General features: G+C 59.1%; 11 protein-coding genes. 6 read left to right on the top strand and 5 right to left on the bottom strand.

The window, feature by feature from the left end:
- The first annotated feature begins 61 nt into the window (after window positions 1–61).
- Together LFT47_RS14625 and LFT47_RS14620 are read left to right on the top strand one after the other, a co-directional pair.
- Window positions 62–1,144, top strand: coding sequence for an ABC transporter substrate-binding protein (locus tag LFT47_RS14625; protein ID WP_236811882.1), 1,083 nt, complete (start codon window positions 62–64; stop codon window positions 1,142–1,144).
- A 55-nt stretch (window positions 1,145–1,199) separates the two neighbouring features.
- A complete protein-coding gene (locus tag LFT47_RS14620) occupies window positions 1,200–3,350 on the top strand; it encodes an acyltransferase family protein (protein ID WP_236811881.1) in 2,151 nt (716 codons plus the stop codon).
- Window positions 3,351–3,522: 172 nt separating this feature from the next.
- Here LFT47_RS14620 and LFT47_RS14615 read toward each other — a convergent pair whose 3' ends face one another.
- The 4 genes from LFT47_RS14615 to LFT47_RS14600 are packed head-to-tail and all read right to left on the bottom strand — an operon-like array spanning window position 3,523 to window position 8,834.
- Complete coding sequence (locus tag LFT47_RS14615) at window positions 3,523–5,346, bottom strand: hypothetical protein (protein ID WP_236811880.1); 1,824 nt, start codon at window positions 5,344–5,346, stop codon at window positions 3,523–3,525.
- Window positions 5,339–5,743, bottom strand: a complete 405-nt coding sequence (locus LFT47_RS14610) for a GtrA family protein (protein ID WP_236811879.1) — start codon at window positions 5,741–5,743, stop codon at window positions 5,339–5,341. Before LFT47_RS14610 ends, LFT47_RS14615 begins: the two co-directional genes overlap by 8 nt.
- A 29-nt stretch (window positions 5,744–5,772) precedes the next feature.
- Complete coding sequence (locus tag LFT47_RS14605) at window positions 5,773–6,786, bottom strand: glycosyltransferase family 2 protein (RefSeq protein ID WP_236811878.1); 1,014 nt, start codon at window positions 6,784–6,786, stop codon at window positions 5,773–5,775.
- Window positions 6,777–8,834, bottom strand: a complete 2,058-nt coding sequence (locus LFT47_RS14600) for a DUF6541 family protein (RefSeq protein WP_236811877.1) — start codon at window positions 8,832–8,834, stop codon at window positions 6,777–6,779. The genes LFT47_RS14605 and LFT47_RS14600 overlap by 10 nt, the downstream gene beginning before the upstream one ends.
- Before the next feature lie 126 nt (window positions 8,835–8,960).
- On the opposite strand from LFT47_RS14600, the gene LFT47_RS14595 reads away from it, so the two are divergent.
- From LFT47_RS14595 to LFT47_RS14580, 4 genes are read left to right on the top strand one after another with little or no spacing between them, the layout of a single operon-like run.
- Window positions 8,961–9,737 (top strand): glycosyltransferase family 2 protein, encoded by a 777-nt coding sequence (locus LFT47_RS14595; protein ID WP_236811876.1) that lies wholly within the window; start codon window positions 8,961–8,963, stop codon window positions 9,735–9,737.
- A complete protein-coding gene (locus tag LFT47_RS14590; RefSeq protein WP_236811874.1) occupies window positions 9,734–10,150 on the top strand; it encodes a DUF2304 domain-containing protein in 417 nt (138 codons plus the stop codon). Before LFT47_RS14595 ends, LFT47_RS14590 begins: the two co-directional genes overlap by 4 nt.
- The gene (locus tag LFT47_RS14585; protein WP_236811872.1) at window positions 10,150–11,046 is read left to right on the top strand and encodes a glycosyltransferase family 2 protein; all 897 of its coding nucleotides are present in this window, start codon (window positions 10,150–10,152) and stop codon (window positions 11,044–11,046) included. Before LFT47_RS14590 ends, LFT47_RS14585 begins: the two co-directional genes overlap by 1 nt.
- Complete coding sequence (locus LFT47_RS14580; RefSeq protein WP_236811870.1) at window positions 11,024–12,490, top strand: lipopolysaccharide biosynthesis protein; 1,467 nt, start codon at window positions 11,024–11,026, stop codon at window positions 12,488–12,490. The genes LFT47_RS14585 and LFT47_RS14580 overlap by 23 nt, the downstream gene beginning before the upstream one ends.
- A gap of 177 nt (window positions 12,491–12,667) precedes the next feature.
- On the opposite strand, the gene LFT47_RS14575 is transcribed toward LFT47_RS14580, so the two are convergent.
- Window positions 12,668–14,983: a GH25 family lysozyme gene (locus tag LFT47_RS14575; RefSeq protein ID WP_236811868.1), complete on the bottom strand. Its 2,316-nt coding sequence runs from the start codon at window positions 14,981–14,983 to the stop codon at window positions 12,668–12,670.
- Window positions 14,984–15,133: the final 150 nt, after the last annotated feature.

Below are 15,133 nucleotides of genomic sequence, written 5' to 3'. Positions count from 1 at the left end.
TGGATTTGAGGTGCAGGACCCATCGAGGGCTTCACAATGACTGAGAACGGAAATGCCAACGATGACTGACAGCAACCCGGGCCGGAAGAACCTGACGGGAAGGCGCTCGTTCTTGGCGGCACTTGCAGGTCTTCCGCTGGTCCCGTTGGGCCTGGCCGGTTGCGGTGGGAAGGCCGCGGGGAGCGGACCGTCGACGGCAGCTGAACCTCAAGCGTTTCCGGTGACGATTACCCACGCGTTCGGCGACACGACAATCGCGAGGGAACCAACCAGGATCGCGACATTGGGACTTGGCTCCAACGATGCATGCCTGGCGCTCGGCGTAGTGCCAACAGCTATGCCGCTATCGCAGGCCAAGCCGAATGGATCAACGCCTTGGTTTGACCTTGCGCTCCTTGATTTCGGTGTTGCCGTCCCCTTGCTCCTCGATGAAGCCAAGGGGCTCCCTGTCGATGATCTGAGCGGGATGGGTCCGGACCTGATCCTGGCTTGCAACTCGGGACTCACCCGCGAGGACTATGACGTCTTGGCCAAAATTGCGCCCGTTGTGGCCTACCCGAAGGTTCCGATGGCCACCGACTGGCGCACCGTTTTGGCCATGGTCGGCAAAGCCCTCGGCAGGACGGCGAAAGCCGAAGAGGTCCGGAAGGCAACCGAAGCCAGCATCTCGGAACAACTGCCGAGCTATCCAGACCTGAAGAACTCGAGTTTTGTGGTCGCGAATGTCCACTCTGCGCTTGGCTCAAGCTTCGAAGTGTTCGGCCCGGAGTCCAACCCGGTACGGATTTTGGAGGAGTTCGGTATTGTGCCCGCGAAGTCCATGGGAGTTATCCAGGCGTCTGGCAGGGCAGTTCACCCTGGCGGCTCCGGGCCTGAAACCTATGAATGGCCTGCTAGCCGGGCTTCTGAACTGAGCGCTGACATCGCAATTTTTGTGGTGGAGCACAACGAGCGCGCCGGAGTATTGGGGAGCGGTGTCCTGAATCAAGTGCCCGCGCACAAGGCCAAGAATTCTGTTCTCGCCGACCTTAACGACAACGGGCTGGCGCTCAATGCCGCGTCTCCGCTTTCGGTCAAATGGCTGGCTCGCAACATGGTCGCCCAGCTTGCCCAAGCCGCTTACGGCGCCAAGCACAGCAGCTAGACGGGCCACAACAATTGGTCCGGTATTCAAGTACATCGTCGGTTGAGGAGACTGCGTGACTCAGCAAGTCGCAACAGGGGCGCCCCCCCTGCGTCGGACGCTGCCTGCGAACGGTGTGCGCAAGGACATCCAGGCTCTTCGCGCCATCGCCGTGGGCTTAGTGGTAATCAACCACTTCTGGCCGCTCCGGCTTCCTGGAGGCTATGTTGGCGTCGACGTCTTTTTTGTCATCTCCGGGTACTTGATTTCAAAGCATTTGCTGGGCGAGCTGGAACGATCCGGCCGCGTCAAGCTGAGCGCTTTTTATGCTCGCCGTGTCAAGCGGTTGCTGCCTGCCGCGACACTGGTGGGCGTGCTTTCGCTCGCGGCCGCCTGGTTGTGGCTTCCGTTTTCGCGTTGGGAGGCCATAGCGCAGGAGACCATGGCGTCTGTCCTCTACGTGGAGAATTGGCTCCTTGCCGCAAAATCGGTTGACTATTCTGCCCACAATGACGCCGCTTCCACGGTTCAGCACTATTGGTCATTGTCCGTTGAGGAGCAGTTTTACCTCGTGTGGCCGTTGCTGTTGATGGTGGTGTTCATGCTGGCGACCAGGTTCAGACTCCGCCACCGACGGATGCTTGTCCTGGCGATGGCAGTTCTGGGGGCTGCCGCGTTTGCCTTCTGCGTGTGGATTACCTTCACGAATAAGAGCCAAGCGTACTTTGTCACCCCTGCCCGAGTCTGGGAATTTGCGGCGGGCGCACTGGTTGCCATTGCCGGAACGGCATGGTTTGAACGTCTCGGCCCGCTCACCCGCTGGGCAACATCCGGCGGTGCGCAATGGCTGGGCTATGGGATGATCGCATATTCTGCGGTCAACTACAACGAGCAGACCTATTTCCCTGGCGTGGCGGCGCTTCTGCCTGTGGCCGGCACTCTCCTCGTGATCGCTTCGGGACCGCGAGGTCCCGTGTGGTCGCCGAACACGGCACTCGCAATGAGGCCGGTGCAGTTCGTCGGAGATGTCTCCTACTCGCTTTACCTGTGGCACTGGCCGCTGGTAGTTCTCGCTCCTGCGCTCCTCGGTCGCGTCCCAAGCTCGCTGGATAAGGTATGCCTGATCGCTGCGGCACTCGGGCTGTCTTTCCTCTCCAAGAAATTCGTCGAAGATCCAGGCCGCACCAAACTCCTGAAGGGGGCACGTCCACGTACCACCTTCATCGCCATGGCGTTGGCCATGGCGATCGTTTGTGCCCTCGGAGCCAGCATGCTGGTTGCGATGGGTCAGGCGCAAAACGCCGAGGCACTCAAAGGCCAGTCACTCTCTTCGCAGCCTTGCTACGGTGCGCGAAGCATGAATCCGGCCAACAATTGCCAAGACGCGTTCAGGGCCCCGGACCTCGCCAACGTTGGCAAGGACGAAGCCCCGTGGTTCGACACACCGGAATGCACCGCTGCCCCGGACCCCATCGAAGTCCGTGACCTGAAGCTATTGACGGACTGCGACTTCACGGGCGGGGCGAAGGCCACGGCCACGGTGTGGCTGGTGGGCGACTCCCACGCGGAACAGTGGAAGACGTCAATCTATGAACTTGCCCGACAGAACAAATGGAATCTCCGGGTGAGCCTCCTGGGCGGGTGCCCTTTTATGGGTGCCAAGCGCATTGCATTCCTGGGAGCACCGACCTTGGATCCAGGAATCCAACAGAAGTGTGTTGAGTGGGGTGCCAAACTGACCGCTCGGATTACTGTCGAAAAGCCTGACATGGTCTTCGTGTCGTCCTTCGGGGCAGGGGAGACGATCGACGATGGCTCGGGGCGTTCCCAAGGTAGTCAGTACTTCGACCTGGCGAGCAAGGCGCTTGCCAGCTGGTCGGGCGTGGGCACCAAAGTTTTCGTGCTGAGGGACACGCCTCTGACGTTGTCGCACAGCACGCCCGATTGCGTTGCCCTCAATGCTTCCAATCCAATGGCATGTGCCAACGCCCGAACTGATGCTCTCCCGCCGGATCCCATTGCGGACACAGTGGTCAAGATGGACGACCCCCGCGTTAAGTTGCTCGACTTTTCCGACCAGTTCTGCGACCAGAGCAAATGCTATGCGGTCATCGGCGGTCTGCACGTCTATTTTGACCGGGATCACGCAGCCCGCAGTTACATACATTCGATGCTTCCTGTGATGATCGCCCGGTTCAACGCGGCGAGATCGCAGATGCCGGGCTAAATGCCTGACAGCCCTCGCGAGGGCGTCGTGTTCAGGGGCGTCGCCTTCGCAAATTCTTTTCGTACGTTCCTGGCGGCGGCTGTCTCTGTCGCGCGATCGTGGACGACAGGGGAGCATCGGCATCTTGCCGGATGACGCCGTCGAACAGGGAACTCGGAACCACGAAGAGCGGCTAGCGGTCTGAAGTAGCGGCTCCGGGGCGGAACTGTCCCGCCACAGCCGTTGCTTTCTGGGAAATTGTTGCCACTGTCATGGATGCCAAAAGGATGAAGAATGGCATGTACATGTACAAATAGCGCGACCGACCTTCAAACAGGAGCAGGAAGGCCACCAGGGCGAGCAAGGATAGCCTCATGACTGATCCGGCGGACCCGAACAGATTACGGCCGCGAACGAATGCCGGGATGGCAACCAAAGCCAGGATGACAAACCATCCCGATTGCCAGAATCCCTTGACGAAGGTGAAGTTCGGGCTTTCGAAGTAGAAATAGTCTCGAATCTTTACGCTCAGTCCGTCAGTCGCCTCAAAATTGACCGGACCAGCTGACATTCCCTCGCCCCAGACGGAGAACGCCCCGTCACCGATAATCGCTTTGCCTTTAGTGAACAGGAAGTTCGAATAGTTCCAGGGCCCCATCGCCCCAACGCGTTGAAAATAGACGTCCAGTCCATTTTGGAACCGTTCTGACGGCGACGTGATGGAGCGACTCACAATGACGTCGTCCTGGTTAAATCCACCGTCCCCAGTGGCCCCCATCTTCAAGAAATGAGTGGCGGGGAAAGCCTTGTCGTCATGGTTGATGTCGAAGCTAAGCGCCCCGCTGTTCGACTCGAGAGCTGTGATCACAATGCCTCCACCAAAGAACGTGCTGAAGGCTACCGCGGCGGCCACTACTGTGAGAACCAACCGCTTCAACCCGAAGCGCTTGACGTTCGAGGTCAGGAAAGCGACAACGACGGCAGCGCCAAGCACGAAAACAATGGTCGGCTTGATATTGAAGCCGACTGCGGCCGATACTCCCATGGCGGCCCAAAGACCCAATTTTGCCGCCGGGGCCTTGGCTGTTCGGCTCACCAGAAAAAGGTAGAGAATCAGGATAGGGAAAACCATCCCCAAGGTGTCCGAATAAGGGATGGAGACCCAGGGGCTGAGGACGATGTAGGCAAACGCCGGAACCAAGGTGAACACTGCCATGGAACTGCCGGCAATTCTGCGGGCCACAAGGAATGTCAACAGCAGGCTGAGAGTCAGGGCCATTGAGTTCAGCACTATTGCACTCAGATAAAGGTCCGTGACATTCCATGAGTGCATCAGGGAAAGATACGACCTAAGGAGCAATGCAAGCATGACATTGTTTGGGTACATGGAGAAGTAGTCTTCATCCAAGGTGGTCTGCGTTCCTGTCGCCAAGCCCGCCGCATTCTTGAAAACAGTGCCAGCATCCCATTCAGGGATGAACTGGATGGCGTGTCCGAGGAGAATCTGGATCGTCGACGCCAGGGCCAGCACACAGGCGAGGATAACCACTTGGAAAGACTTCGATACCGCGTCGAACAGGGCGCCCGCGCGCTGGGCGAACCGGAAGATTGAAGGCAGAACCAGAGCCGTGACGAAGCTTCCGATCACAATGGGTCCAGTGTTGTAAAAGTCCCGCCAAGTCACAGGATGGAACAAAGCGCCAATCAGGAAGAGCCCGATGGCAACGCAAAAAAGGACTTGTGATGAGCGCAGCAGCCAGTGAGTTTCGGTTCGTTTGTTGAGCTTCAGGAACTCCAGGCTGAATACGCGGGCGTAGAAAGATTTGATGAAGTCGGAATCGCCCACCATTATTGCGGCGGCCACAGCGGCCAGGCACTGAAAGGCCAGGTTGGGGATCAAGTACCGGGAGAGGAAAAAGGCGAGGCAACCCGCCCCGACCGTTGCCAGAACCCTTAATGCTCGTGCGCGCGGAAATTGCGTGGTGCGATTGGCTTGCTTTGTATGCGTGTCAGTCACGTTCGCGTTCCTTCGTGGCCCTGAAGACCCATAGACGCATCAGGACGAAGGTAGCGATTGCCACTAGAGAGATCGCACCCAACTGGACGGGGATTTGCGGCCATGACAGGACTCCGACGAAAATCCACAGGAGAAAGAAATTCAAACTGTAGCCGACGGCGTTGACGCAGAAGAAGCGGAGCAGCGCCGGGCCGATGTTCCCGTTGTGGGAAAACGTCCACCTGCGGTTGGCTGTGAAACTGATTCCCATCCCGACGACATAGGACAAGGTCATGGCGGGAAGCGCACCGACGCCCATGAGTGACAAGACAACGAATATTGCGTAGCCTGCCGCATTGTTTGCTAGTCCAACAATGATGAACTTCGCCGCCGAGTGCTTGATCGCGGCTGTGGTCATCACACTCATGCTTGGCCTTGTACCAGACCTCACTCTGCGCGATCCCTCTGGCTCGTTCGCGTGTAGATCTTCCGTACGCCATACAGCGGGCGGTTCTGCACCTGGGTGTAGATTCGGCCGATGTAGCCACCGAGGATGCCCAGCATGATCAGTTGCAGTCCGCCCATGAAGAGGACTGAGATGACAATGAAGGTCCAACCCTCGATGACTGCCGTCGGGACAAAGAGTTTCATGAACAGCGCGTAGAGCACGCCGACGACGCTGAGCGCCGCGGCGCCGAAGCCGACGCGGGCAATGATTGTTAGTGGAAACGTGGAGAATCCAAGGATCCCGTCTGCCGCCAGTTTCAACATCTTGCGCAGCGGGTAGCCGGTTGTACCGGAAAAGCGTTCGTCCCGGTCGAACTCGACGGCTACTTGACTGAAACCAACGTAGGCAACCATGCCACGGATAAACCGGTCGTGCTCGCGGAATTTGTTCACTTCATCCACGACGCGCCGGTCTAGCAGACGGAAATCACCGGTGTTCGGGGGAATATCAATCTCCGACACGCGGCGGAGGACCTTGTAGAAAGCTGACGCCGTAGCTTTTTTGAAGGGGGAGTCTTTACGGGTGCGTCGTTGCGCATAGACAACATCGTGGCCCGCTTCCCACTGGCTGATGAGTTCAAGGGCAACCGCCGGAGGGTCCTGCAAATCACTGTCCATCACGATGACTGCGTCGCCCGTGGCTGCATCGAGCCCGGCGGTTACGGCGATCTGGTGACCGTAGTTGCGTGCGAAATCGATGATCATGATTCGTTCGTCATCGTGGCGGAGTGCTTTGAGCAGTTTGAGGGAGTCGTCCTTGCTTCCATCGTTGACAAAGAGCAGCTCCACGGCGTACGGCAGGTTGTTGGCTACCTCGCACACCCGCTCGTAAAGCAGGGGAATGTTCCCGGATTCGTTGAAGATCGGAAAGATGAACGAAATACTGCTCCCGCGCATCGTGGATGTCCTCACATGGTTGGATTTGAGTTCGTTGCCGACCGGTTCTAGGTGCATGCATTCACCTTGTAGAGATGAACTTTGCCGATGGTTTTTACCAACTTCATTCCCGGCGCACTGCCGTCCGCAAGTGTGCTCAGGCCTGTAAAGGGAGCATCTCCGGGAACAACTTCGAAGTCACCGAAATCAAGGGCCCAGTAAGCCTTCAGATCGTGGATGAGGGGACAGACTTTGGTGTTATAGGCTGCCTCGTCCCAGTGGTCCAGCAGATACTGTTCGGCAGGGGTCCGGTCCCCGAAAATATGTGGAGCGACGGTGTTGCGGTTCGAGACGGCATAGACGAGGGATCCACCTGTCCGAGGATTCGCGACGACGACATCACTCGGGGGGACGATGTCCGGGACGGCCTTGAGCATCGCCATTTCGTCGGCTGTCAGGAGATAAGAGTTGTCGTTGGTGACGAAGATGGTATCCAGTCTCTGCTGGACGTTGGACAACGTGCCGCCCTGCGCGGCGATGCCCAGCATGAAGATCACGATGACGGAGGCAGCGATCCCGGTGAAGGCAGGAAGCCTGGAAGCGACCGGACGGAGGAACCCGGGTAGTTCTGATGGATTCTGGTGCCCGGTGGCGACCAAATAGTCACAGAATGCCCGTAGCCGGAAGATCAGCCATTCTGCACCCATAACAGCGACAGGCAAAGTCACAGTCGGCAATAGCGCTGCAAGGCGGAAACTGTCGTTGTACCAGACGCCGGTCCAGAATGTCCTGAAGTCGCCCAGGCCCCAGGCCGAGACGATTATGTATAGGGTGCCGCCGATGGCGTACATGCCAAGAACCCACCAGAACTGGTTGAGTCGTCTTGCGATGACGTATATGCCGATGATGGTGCAGATAAGCAGAACCCAGGCCGCAGTGGTCCCCATAGGCGCACTCGCCAGAACCTCTCCCAAGGCCCGGGCATTCGACTGGAAAGGGGTCCAAGGGGCAGATGCAAGGCTGGGCCGGACCAAAGTCCAAACCGTGGCGCCAACGATGAGATAAACCACGGTAAAGCCAAGCCAGAGCAGCGCATTCCGCCCGGTTTCGAGTCCCTTTCGAAATCCTTGCCAGCTCCGGATGAGACGGGCCAGCACCAAAGGGCTGGCGAAGCCGATCAAGGCGACGACGGCGCTTGGGTGGGCCAATGCGAGTCCCGGTCCGACTGCGGCCAATGCCAACAGCGGCGGCCAGAACGATGTCGGCTTGACGCGCGACAGACCGAGGAGCTCGATGACGAGGCCGAGGGCGGCGGGGAGCAGCGCGATGGCTGCGTGGTTCGGATAGAGGACCCCGAAAGCAACCATAAGGTACGGGAAGGCGCTGAAGCCGGCAGACAGGACGCCTGCGAGCAGCACCGCCGCGGGCCGGTTGCCAATGATCCGGGTGACGAGGAAGATGCAGGATAACGGCCAGACCAAGGCTCCGATCACGACAGTGCCAATGTTGATCGCCTGCATCACCGAAGGCGAGCCCATCATGAATACGAGTGCCATGAGATCGTGCATGGCTGCCGGGTAAAAGCCTGCAGACGCGTCGGTGAGGTTTCCAAGGGTCAGTGAGGAGCCCATTTGGTGGTCAGCGATGAATCTGACCGCGTTGAGGTGATAGACGTTGTCAAAGGTCTGGGACAAGTTGTCGGGAACTCCAAAACCCTTCAAATAGCGGTACGTCACGATCAAAGCAGGGAACCCGACAGCGGATACGAGTATCAACGGCCTGGTCCAGCGCTGTTTGGATGACGCTGCAGGGAGGCTGTTCGCCCCGAGAACGCCGAAATCGGCCCCTGACGTGGCCAGGCCTGCGCGACGTCGCAGGACATACCTCAGAGCGTAGGCGAGCAGCGACAGGGCGGCGCTGGCCGCGAAGTACGATAGCGGGTTGAAGGGGATTCCTGCCTTGCCAAGAACGAGGGCAAGGACGGATGCAACCGTGAACGAAACGGGAGCCGCAAGCGCGACGAGGTTCAGGCGGCGGACACCTGCAGCAGTCAATATAGCCAAACCTGGGGCAAAGAAGACCAAGAGCGTCAATGCGAACGTGGGGCCTGTTTGCAACCAGGTCATCAAAAAAACTCCTCAGAATGCCAACTCAACCCTCCAAGTATGCCTTGTTTTGTTGGGGGCGATGGCACCACCGGACCCACTCGAGGCGACCGAAGCGGGGGGTGATGCTTGATATAGTGGAGCATCATGGGCAAATCTACGACTTCAGAGGTCCTCATTATCATGCCTGCATGGAACGAGGAGGAAGCCATTGGGAACACCATCAGGGAAGTCCGACGCGTTGTTTCCCACGATGTCCTCGTGGTTGACGATGGGTCTAAGGATGAAACCGCGAAGGTAGCCCACGAGGCCGGGGCAATCGTGCTTCGGCTCCCCTTCAATCTTGGCGTCGGTGGTGCCATGCGTACAGGGTTCAAGTACGCGATCCGGCATGGCTACAAAGCAGTCATCCAAGTTGACTCGGATGGCCAGCACGATCCGTTGGACATTGATCGGGTCCTGGCTGGTTTGGAAACCGCGGACATCTCGATTGGCGCTCGTTTTGCCGGCCGGGGGAACTACGATGCCAAGGGGCCGCGACGTTGGGCCATGTCCGTTTTGGCCAAAGTGATTTCATGGGTCGCGCACACTGAGCTGACGGATGTAACCAGTGGCTTCCGCGCGGCAAACCAACGGGCCTTGCACCAGTACATTGACCATTTCCCAGCGGAGTACCTTGGGGACACCATCGACTCCCTGGTTGTGGCCGTCAAGTCGGGATGCCGTGTCACCCAGGTGCCGGTTGAGATGAAGGTGCGTCAGGCGGGCACCCCAAGTACCAGCCCGTTGAAGTCCACGGTCTACCTTGCGCGGTCAGGGCTCGTCCTGTGCTTTGCGCTTGCCCGCCGGCGCACGCCCTCGGTCAATAGAATCCATACCCCCGAGCTGGGGGCCATTGCCGGCGAAAGCGGTACTGAATCATGAGCGTTGCCTCAACACTGGTGTTTGCCATTGTCATGGTGCTCGCCGTCCTACAGATGCTTCGACGCGGGAAACTACGTGAAAAATACACGGTGCTCTGGCTCGTTGTGGGGGGCTTGACCATTGTTCTGGGAATCTTCCCGCAGTTGCTCGACTGGTCGGCGTCGCTTGTAGGTGTCCGAGTACCGTCCAACTTGCTCTTCGCTCTTGCAATCGTCCTCCTCGTGGGAGTGGGACTGCACGTTTCGCGTGAGCTGACCATTCTGGAAGACGAAACCCGGATCTTGGCCGAGGAAGTATCCATCCTCCGCTCGGGCCTGGAGAGCCTCCAGTCGAAGCAAAGAGCAGCCGAAGCTGAAACAACGACAATCGTTGACGATCAGGCCTCGCGGCCTACCAACAAGGGAAGAAATTAATGACCATTGATGTAATGCTGCCGTACTACGGTGACGTGGCGATGATGAAGGCAGCCGTTGATTCAATCCTGGCCCAGGACGATCGCGATTTCCGCTTGACCATTGTCGACGACGGTTACCCGGACGATTCCCTGCCGGCCTATTTCAATTCTTTGACGGAAACCGATGATCGCGTCCGGTACCTGCGCAACGAGCAGAATCTCGGTGCCAACGGCAACTACCGTAAGTGCTTGGGATTGCTGGAACACGACTACACCGTGATCATGGGCGCTGACGACATCATGCTGCCGAACTACATCGCCACCATCCGCAAAGCGTTCCAGAACCCGGAGGTGGATATTGTCCAGCCCGGCGTCGAGGTGATTGACGAGGACGGCGTCGTCTACGAGCCACTTGGCGACAAGGTCAAGGCCTTCCTGCGCCGTCGTGCAGTAGGAGAAGCGGCTGACGCCGTCATCGCGGGCGAAGCGATCGCCAAGAGCCTGATCACCGGCGACTGGCTCTACTTCCCCTCGGTTGCCTGGCGTTCTTCTGCGATCACGAAGCACAGCTTCCGCCAGCAGTACGACGTCGTCCAGGATCTTGCCCTGGCAATGGACATCATCATGGATGGTGGCAAAATGATGGTTTCAGATACGGTCTGCTTCCAGTACCGCCGCCACCGCGAGTCGGATTCCTCGGTACGTGCACTGGACGGCCGCCGTTTTGCGGAGGAGCGGGCGTTCTTTGACGAATGTGTCCGTGACTTCCGGAAGTTGGGCTGGACAAGTGCTGCCAATGCCGCCCAAGCCCATTTCTCCTCGCGACTGCATGCCCTGACGCTGGCCCCCAAAGTTATCCAAAAGCGTATGTGGCCCGGACTGAAGAAACTGCTTGCCCACGCAGTCACACCTTAGAGGGCATGGAGTGAACGACGACGGCGGAACCCCTTCCCCGATTGCCGGAGCCCGTTCGGCGTTGCTCTACCTTGTGGGATCCCTCCTCCAAGGACTTGGACTCCTCCTCATCCAGCCGTTTGCGATCCGGGTGCTGGACGGGACCCAGTGGGGCTTGGTGTCTACGGCCGTCGTCACGATTCAAGTAGTGGTGGTCCTGCTTTCCGCGGGGCTGCCACTGGCTATCACCCAGCGGTGGTTTGCTACGAATAATGGCCGGGCACGATCCTTGGCGATGTACGGCTTCTTGGCGCTAGGCTGCATGATCATTGGTTTGGTGGCAGCCACGGTCATTGCATGCCTTCCCATAGGTGGGGCCGGGGCGGTGCCCTGGACGATGGTCCTCGCATTGGTCTCCATCGGACTTCTGGGGACCGTGCTCGGATGCCAGGCTGTGCTTCGCGCACAGGACCGCCCGGCGGTGTTTGTGTTGCTCAGTATCGGTTCGTCCGTTGTAGCGAACCTTGTGGGCCTGGCCGCCGTGACAGTGGTAGGCCCGACGGCCACTAATTACCTGTTGGCGTACACACTTGCTGTCTTCGCGACGGCCTTGTTCGCTTTCGTCGTCGTCCGTCCGAAGGCTCCGTGGTCCGTAAACGGTGTGGTGAGGGAATCCGGAAGGATCGCCCTGCCGCTGTTACCGCATACCGGGGCCCTGATGCTGTTGACCCAAGGGCCGGTTCTGCTTTTGGCAGCGACCTCAGGAGTGACGACGGCGGGCCAGTACGGCGCCGTGTTGATTTTCTCTACCGGTCCCTTAACGGTGCTCAACGCTCTGAACAATTCATGGTCGACCCGCATCATGTCTGCGGGAGAAGGCGAACTTCGATCCAGACTGCGCAACGTCCTCTTAGAGGCAGCGGTCAGTGCGGTCGCCGTCGGTATGCTCGCCTCGGCTGCCGCAACCCTCGGAAGTATCGTGCTGAGCCGCGACCCCGAGATGCTCGCCCCTGTCGCTCAGATATTGCCCCTGATGTCTTTGGGCTATGCCGCCTTCCTTATTTCCAGCAACGTCGTGTATGTCTTTCATCGGACGGCGATGATGGCCTACGTCACACCTGCGGCTTTGTTGTTGGCGGCAGCGGCTGCTGTAGTCCCAGCGAGCAAAGGCGATCTGAGGATGGTCGCGTGCATCCACGCAGTGAGCTTCATAGTGCTGGGTCTGTTTTACTGGCTGGCCATTCGTAAAGTCACGCGCGGTTCGTGGCCTTTGAGAATCTTCGCTTTGGCCCTTGTTGCCCACGTGGTCCTGCTGGGACTGCTGTTGCTGCTTCCCGCTACCCTTCCCGCTGGATTCATCGAGGTCGGGATCGCGATGGCTGTTGTCGTGGGTTGCGCAGTTTTATGGCTAAAGCGCCGTTCGCCCTTGATCGCAGAAACAGCCGGCAACGCTACAGGAAACTAAAACCGCCGACCCTGACCTTCATGGACCAGGTCGTGATGGCGAGCACGTTGGGTCTTAGCAACATGGCCGCGAACCGGTCGATGTTCTCCGATTGGCGCGGTGGACCATCGGCTGGGATGCCCATCCTGGATCCCAGCCGAACATGGACCTGCCGTCAACAGCACCTTTGATTGGTTTTCAGCCGATCCATGTACCGCGAGTCGAATCCCAGTTAACTTTCCCGCCTTGGAAGGTCTGGCTGCACGACGTTTGATTCGTGTTGCAGGTCTGAGGGCCTGTGGGGTAGCCCAACGGTCCGGTTTCGAACCCTTGCGCCTGCCAGGCGGAACGGATTGGTCCGGTGAGGCTTAATTGTGCGCCCGTCGCCGCAGACCATACGATCGCGCCACCTTGGAAGTTCTGGTAGCAACCGCCGTTCTTGATTCCGCACACGACGTCTGTGGTCGGGTAGCCTAGGGGGCCGGTTTCAAAGCCCTTCTGCTGCCACGCGGTACGGATTGGTCCGGTCGGACTGAGTTGGGCGCCTGTGGGGGGGGACCAAATGATCGCACCACCTTGGTAATTCTGGTAGCAACCGCCGTTGACAAGCCCGCAGACAACTCCGGTGGCGGGATATCCGAGGGGTCCGTCCTGAAGTCCGCTCTTTTGCCAAGCATCGCGAATGGGGCCGTTGACGCTGGCCTGTCCGCCCGTGGCGGCAGTCCACAGGATGTAGCCGTTCTGGAACGACTGGTAGCAGCCGCTATCCTTTATTCCGCAAACCGGGGAACCTGTGGGGTATCCAAGTGGACCCGAGACGCCGCCTGACGCCAGCCAGCCGGTGTTGATTCCTCCGGTGACATACCGGGCTCCAATCGTCGCGGTCCAAGTAACGGTGCCACCCTGGTATTTCTGGTAGCAAGAGTCGAGGGCCGGAGCGCACACCTGGTTGTCGGTGGGGTAGCCCAGTGAACCCGATTGGTAGCCGACCTGTCCCCACGCGTCCCTGATTGGTCCGTTAAGGCTCAGCTGCGCTCCCGTTGCAGGAGAGTAGAGAACGGCTCCCCCTTCAAATCCCTGGTAACAACCGCCGTTGCTCAGCCCGCATACGATACTGCCGGTTGGATACCCCAGGACGCCTGTTTCGAATTTGTTGTTAGCCCAAGCTGTCCGTATTGGGCCATAGGGGCTCAATTGGGCGCCGGTGGACGGCGACCAAATGATGGCTCCTCCCTCGAAGAGCTGGTAACAGCCTCCTCGGACCAAGCCACAGGTTTCGGAACCGGTCGGATAGCCAAGCGGCCCGTTTTCGGCACCGGAATTACGGTAAGCCGACCTAATCGCTCCTGCGCGGCTGACCTGTGCACCAGTGGCGGGGGAAGAGAAAATCTCCCCGCCCGCATATGCTTGGTAGCAACCTCCCTTCACCAGACCGCAGAGGATACCGCTGGTGGGGTAGGACAGGATTCCATTTTCGTACCCCTGGCCGGCCCACGCATCCCGGACGGGCCCAAACGGGCTGGGCTGTGCTCCGGTCCCGGGGCTCCAGATAATCGCACCGTTGGTGTACATGCGATAGCACCCACCGCCGGTAAGACCACAAACAACTTGCCCGACGGCGGTACCAATCGATGGGTTTGCCGCCGCCGAGGCCTGAATCGCGGTTGATGCAGCTGTGGTCCCGTTGGCGAAAGCCTGTAGCTGGTCCATGCCGCCATTGAAGATGTTGGAGTCGCCCAGGAGCGGTCCGGTGCTGCTGTACTGCCAAAAGCTGAACTGGGACCAGCTAGCCGGTAGGGTGCCCGGATAGTCGCTTGCAGAACTGGGGTAGGACGCAATCCACAGCGGATAGTCCGTGAATCCGCCGGCGTTCCCGGTGCAGCGCGTCCACCAGTCCGTGGTGCTGTAGATGACGGGGTAGCGTCCGATCAAGGACTTGACTGTATTGCCAAAGTCCGCCACCCAGGATGCCATTTGCCCTGCCGACATGCCATAACAGGTATTCCCGAAGTAAAAACCGTTGATGGTCTGTCCTTCGTAGGGGTTGTACTCGATGTCGAGTACGGGCGGTAGCGTGTACCCGTCAGCAGTCCACCCCCCACCGTTGGCAACAAAGTACCTCGCCTGATCCGCGCCGGAGGACCAATTGGGAATCGCGAAGTGATATGACCCACGGATCATCCCGACGCTTCGGGAACCATCGTACTGTTGGGAAAAATTCTCATTTTGGTAGTAATTGCCTTCTGTGGCCTTCACATAGGCGAATCGAGACCCTTGATTCCATTGGCTTGCCCAGTCCACCGCACCCTGGTAGGCGCTGACATCCTGACCGGCAATACCGTATGACGGCCGCCAATGGCTGGGATCTGTTGCCTGCGGAACAGTCAGGGAGAGGGTTTCCGGCACCGCGCGTGAGCCTGCGACTATCGATCCCAACCCAACCTTCTTGTCGGCCATCACTCGCGGGGAACGCTGACCCATTTCCGCGCCGCCGGCTGGAATAGCGTCGCGCATGGCCTTTTTCATCGCCTCCGAATTCGGTGAGGCTTGTGTCGGCGAAGACACACTTGGCGCAGGACTGGGTGTAGGGCTTGGGGAGGCTGAAGAAGTCCCCACGGCGCCGTTCGAACTGGGGCGGGATGTTGCCGCCGGCGTGGGATTCGA

The sequence above is a fragment of the Arthrobacter sp. FW306-2-2C-D06B genome (assembly GCF_021789175.1).
In the GTDB taxonomy this organism is placed as follows: domain Bacteria; phylum Actinomycetota; class Actinomycetes; order Actinomycetales; family Micrococcaceae; genus Arthrobacter.
This window is presented reverse-complemented; position numbering and strand designations above follow the sequence as displayed.

Coding starts and splice junctions, on each gene's coding strand:
- LFT47_RS14575 (WP_236811868.1), bottom strand. CDS start 14,983: ATGCGCGACGCTATTCCAGCCGGCGGCGCGGAAATGGGTCAGCGTTCC.
- LFT47_RS14605 (WP_236811878.1), bottom strand. CDS start 6,786: ATGCACCTAGAACCGGTCGGCAACGAACTCAAATCCAACCATGTGAGG.
- LFT47_RS14590 (WP_236811874.1), top strand. CDS start 9,734: ATGAGCGTTGCCTCAACACTGGTGTTTGCCATTGTCATGGTGCTCGCC.
- LFT47_RS14610 (WP_236811879.1), bottom strand. CDS start 5,743: ATGACCACAGCCGCGATCAAGCACTCGGCGGCGAAGTTCATCATTGTT.
- LFT47_RS14585 (WP_236811872.1), top strand. CDS start 10,150: ATGACCATTGATGTAATGCTGCCGTACTACGGTGACGTGGCGATGATG.
- LFT47_RS14600 (WP_236811877.1), bottom strand. CDS start 8,834: ATGACCTGGTTGCAAACAGGCCCCACGTTCGCATTGACGCTCTTGGTC.
- LFT47_RS14595 (WP_236811876.1), top strand. CDS start 8,961: ATGGGCAAATCTACGACTTCAGAGGTCCTCATTATCATGCCTGCATGG.
- LFT47_RS14625 (WP_236811882.1), top strand. CDS start 62: ATGACTGACAGCAACCCGGGCCGGAAGAACCTGACGGGAAGGCGCTCG.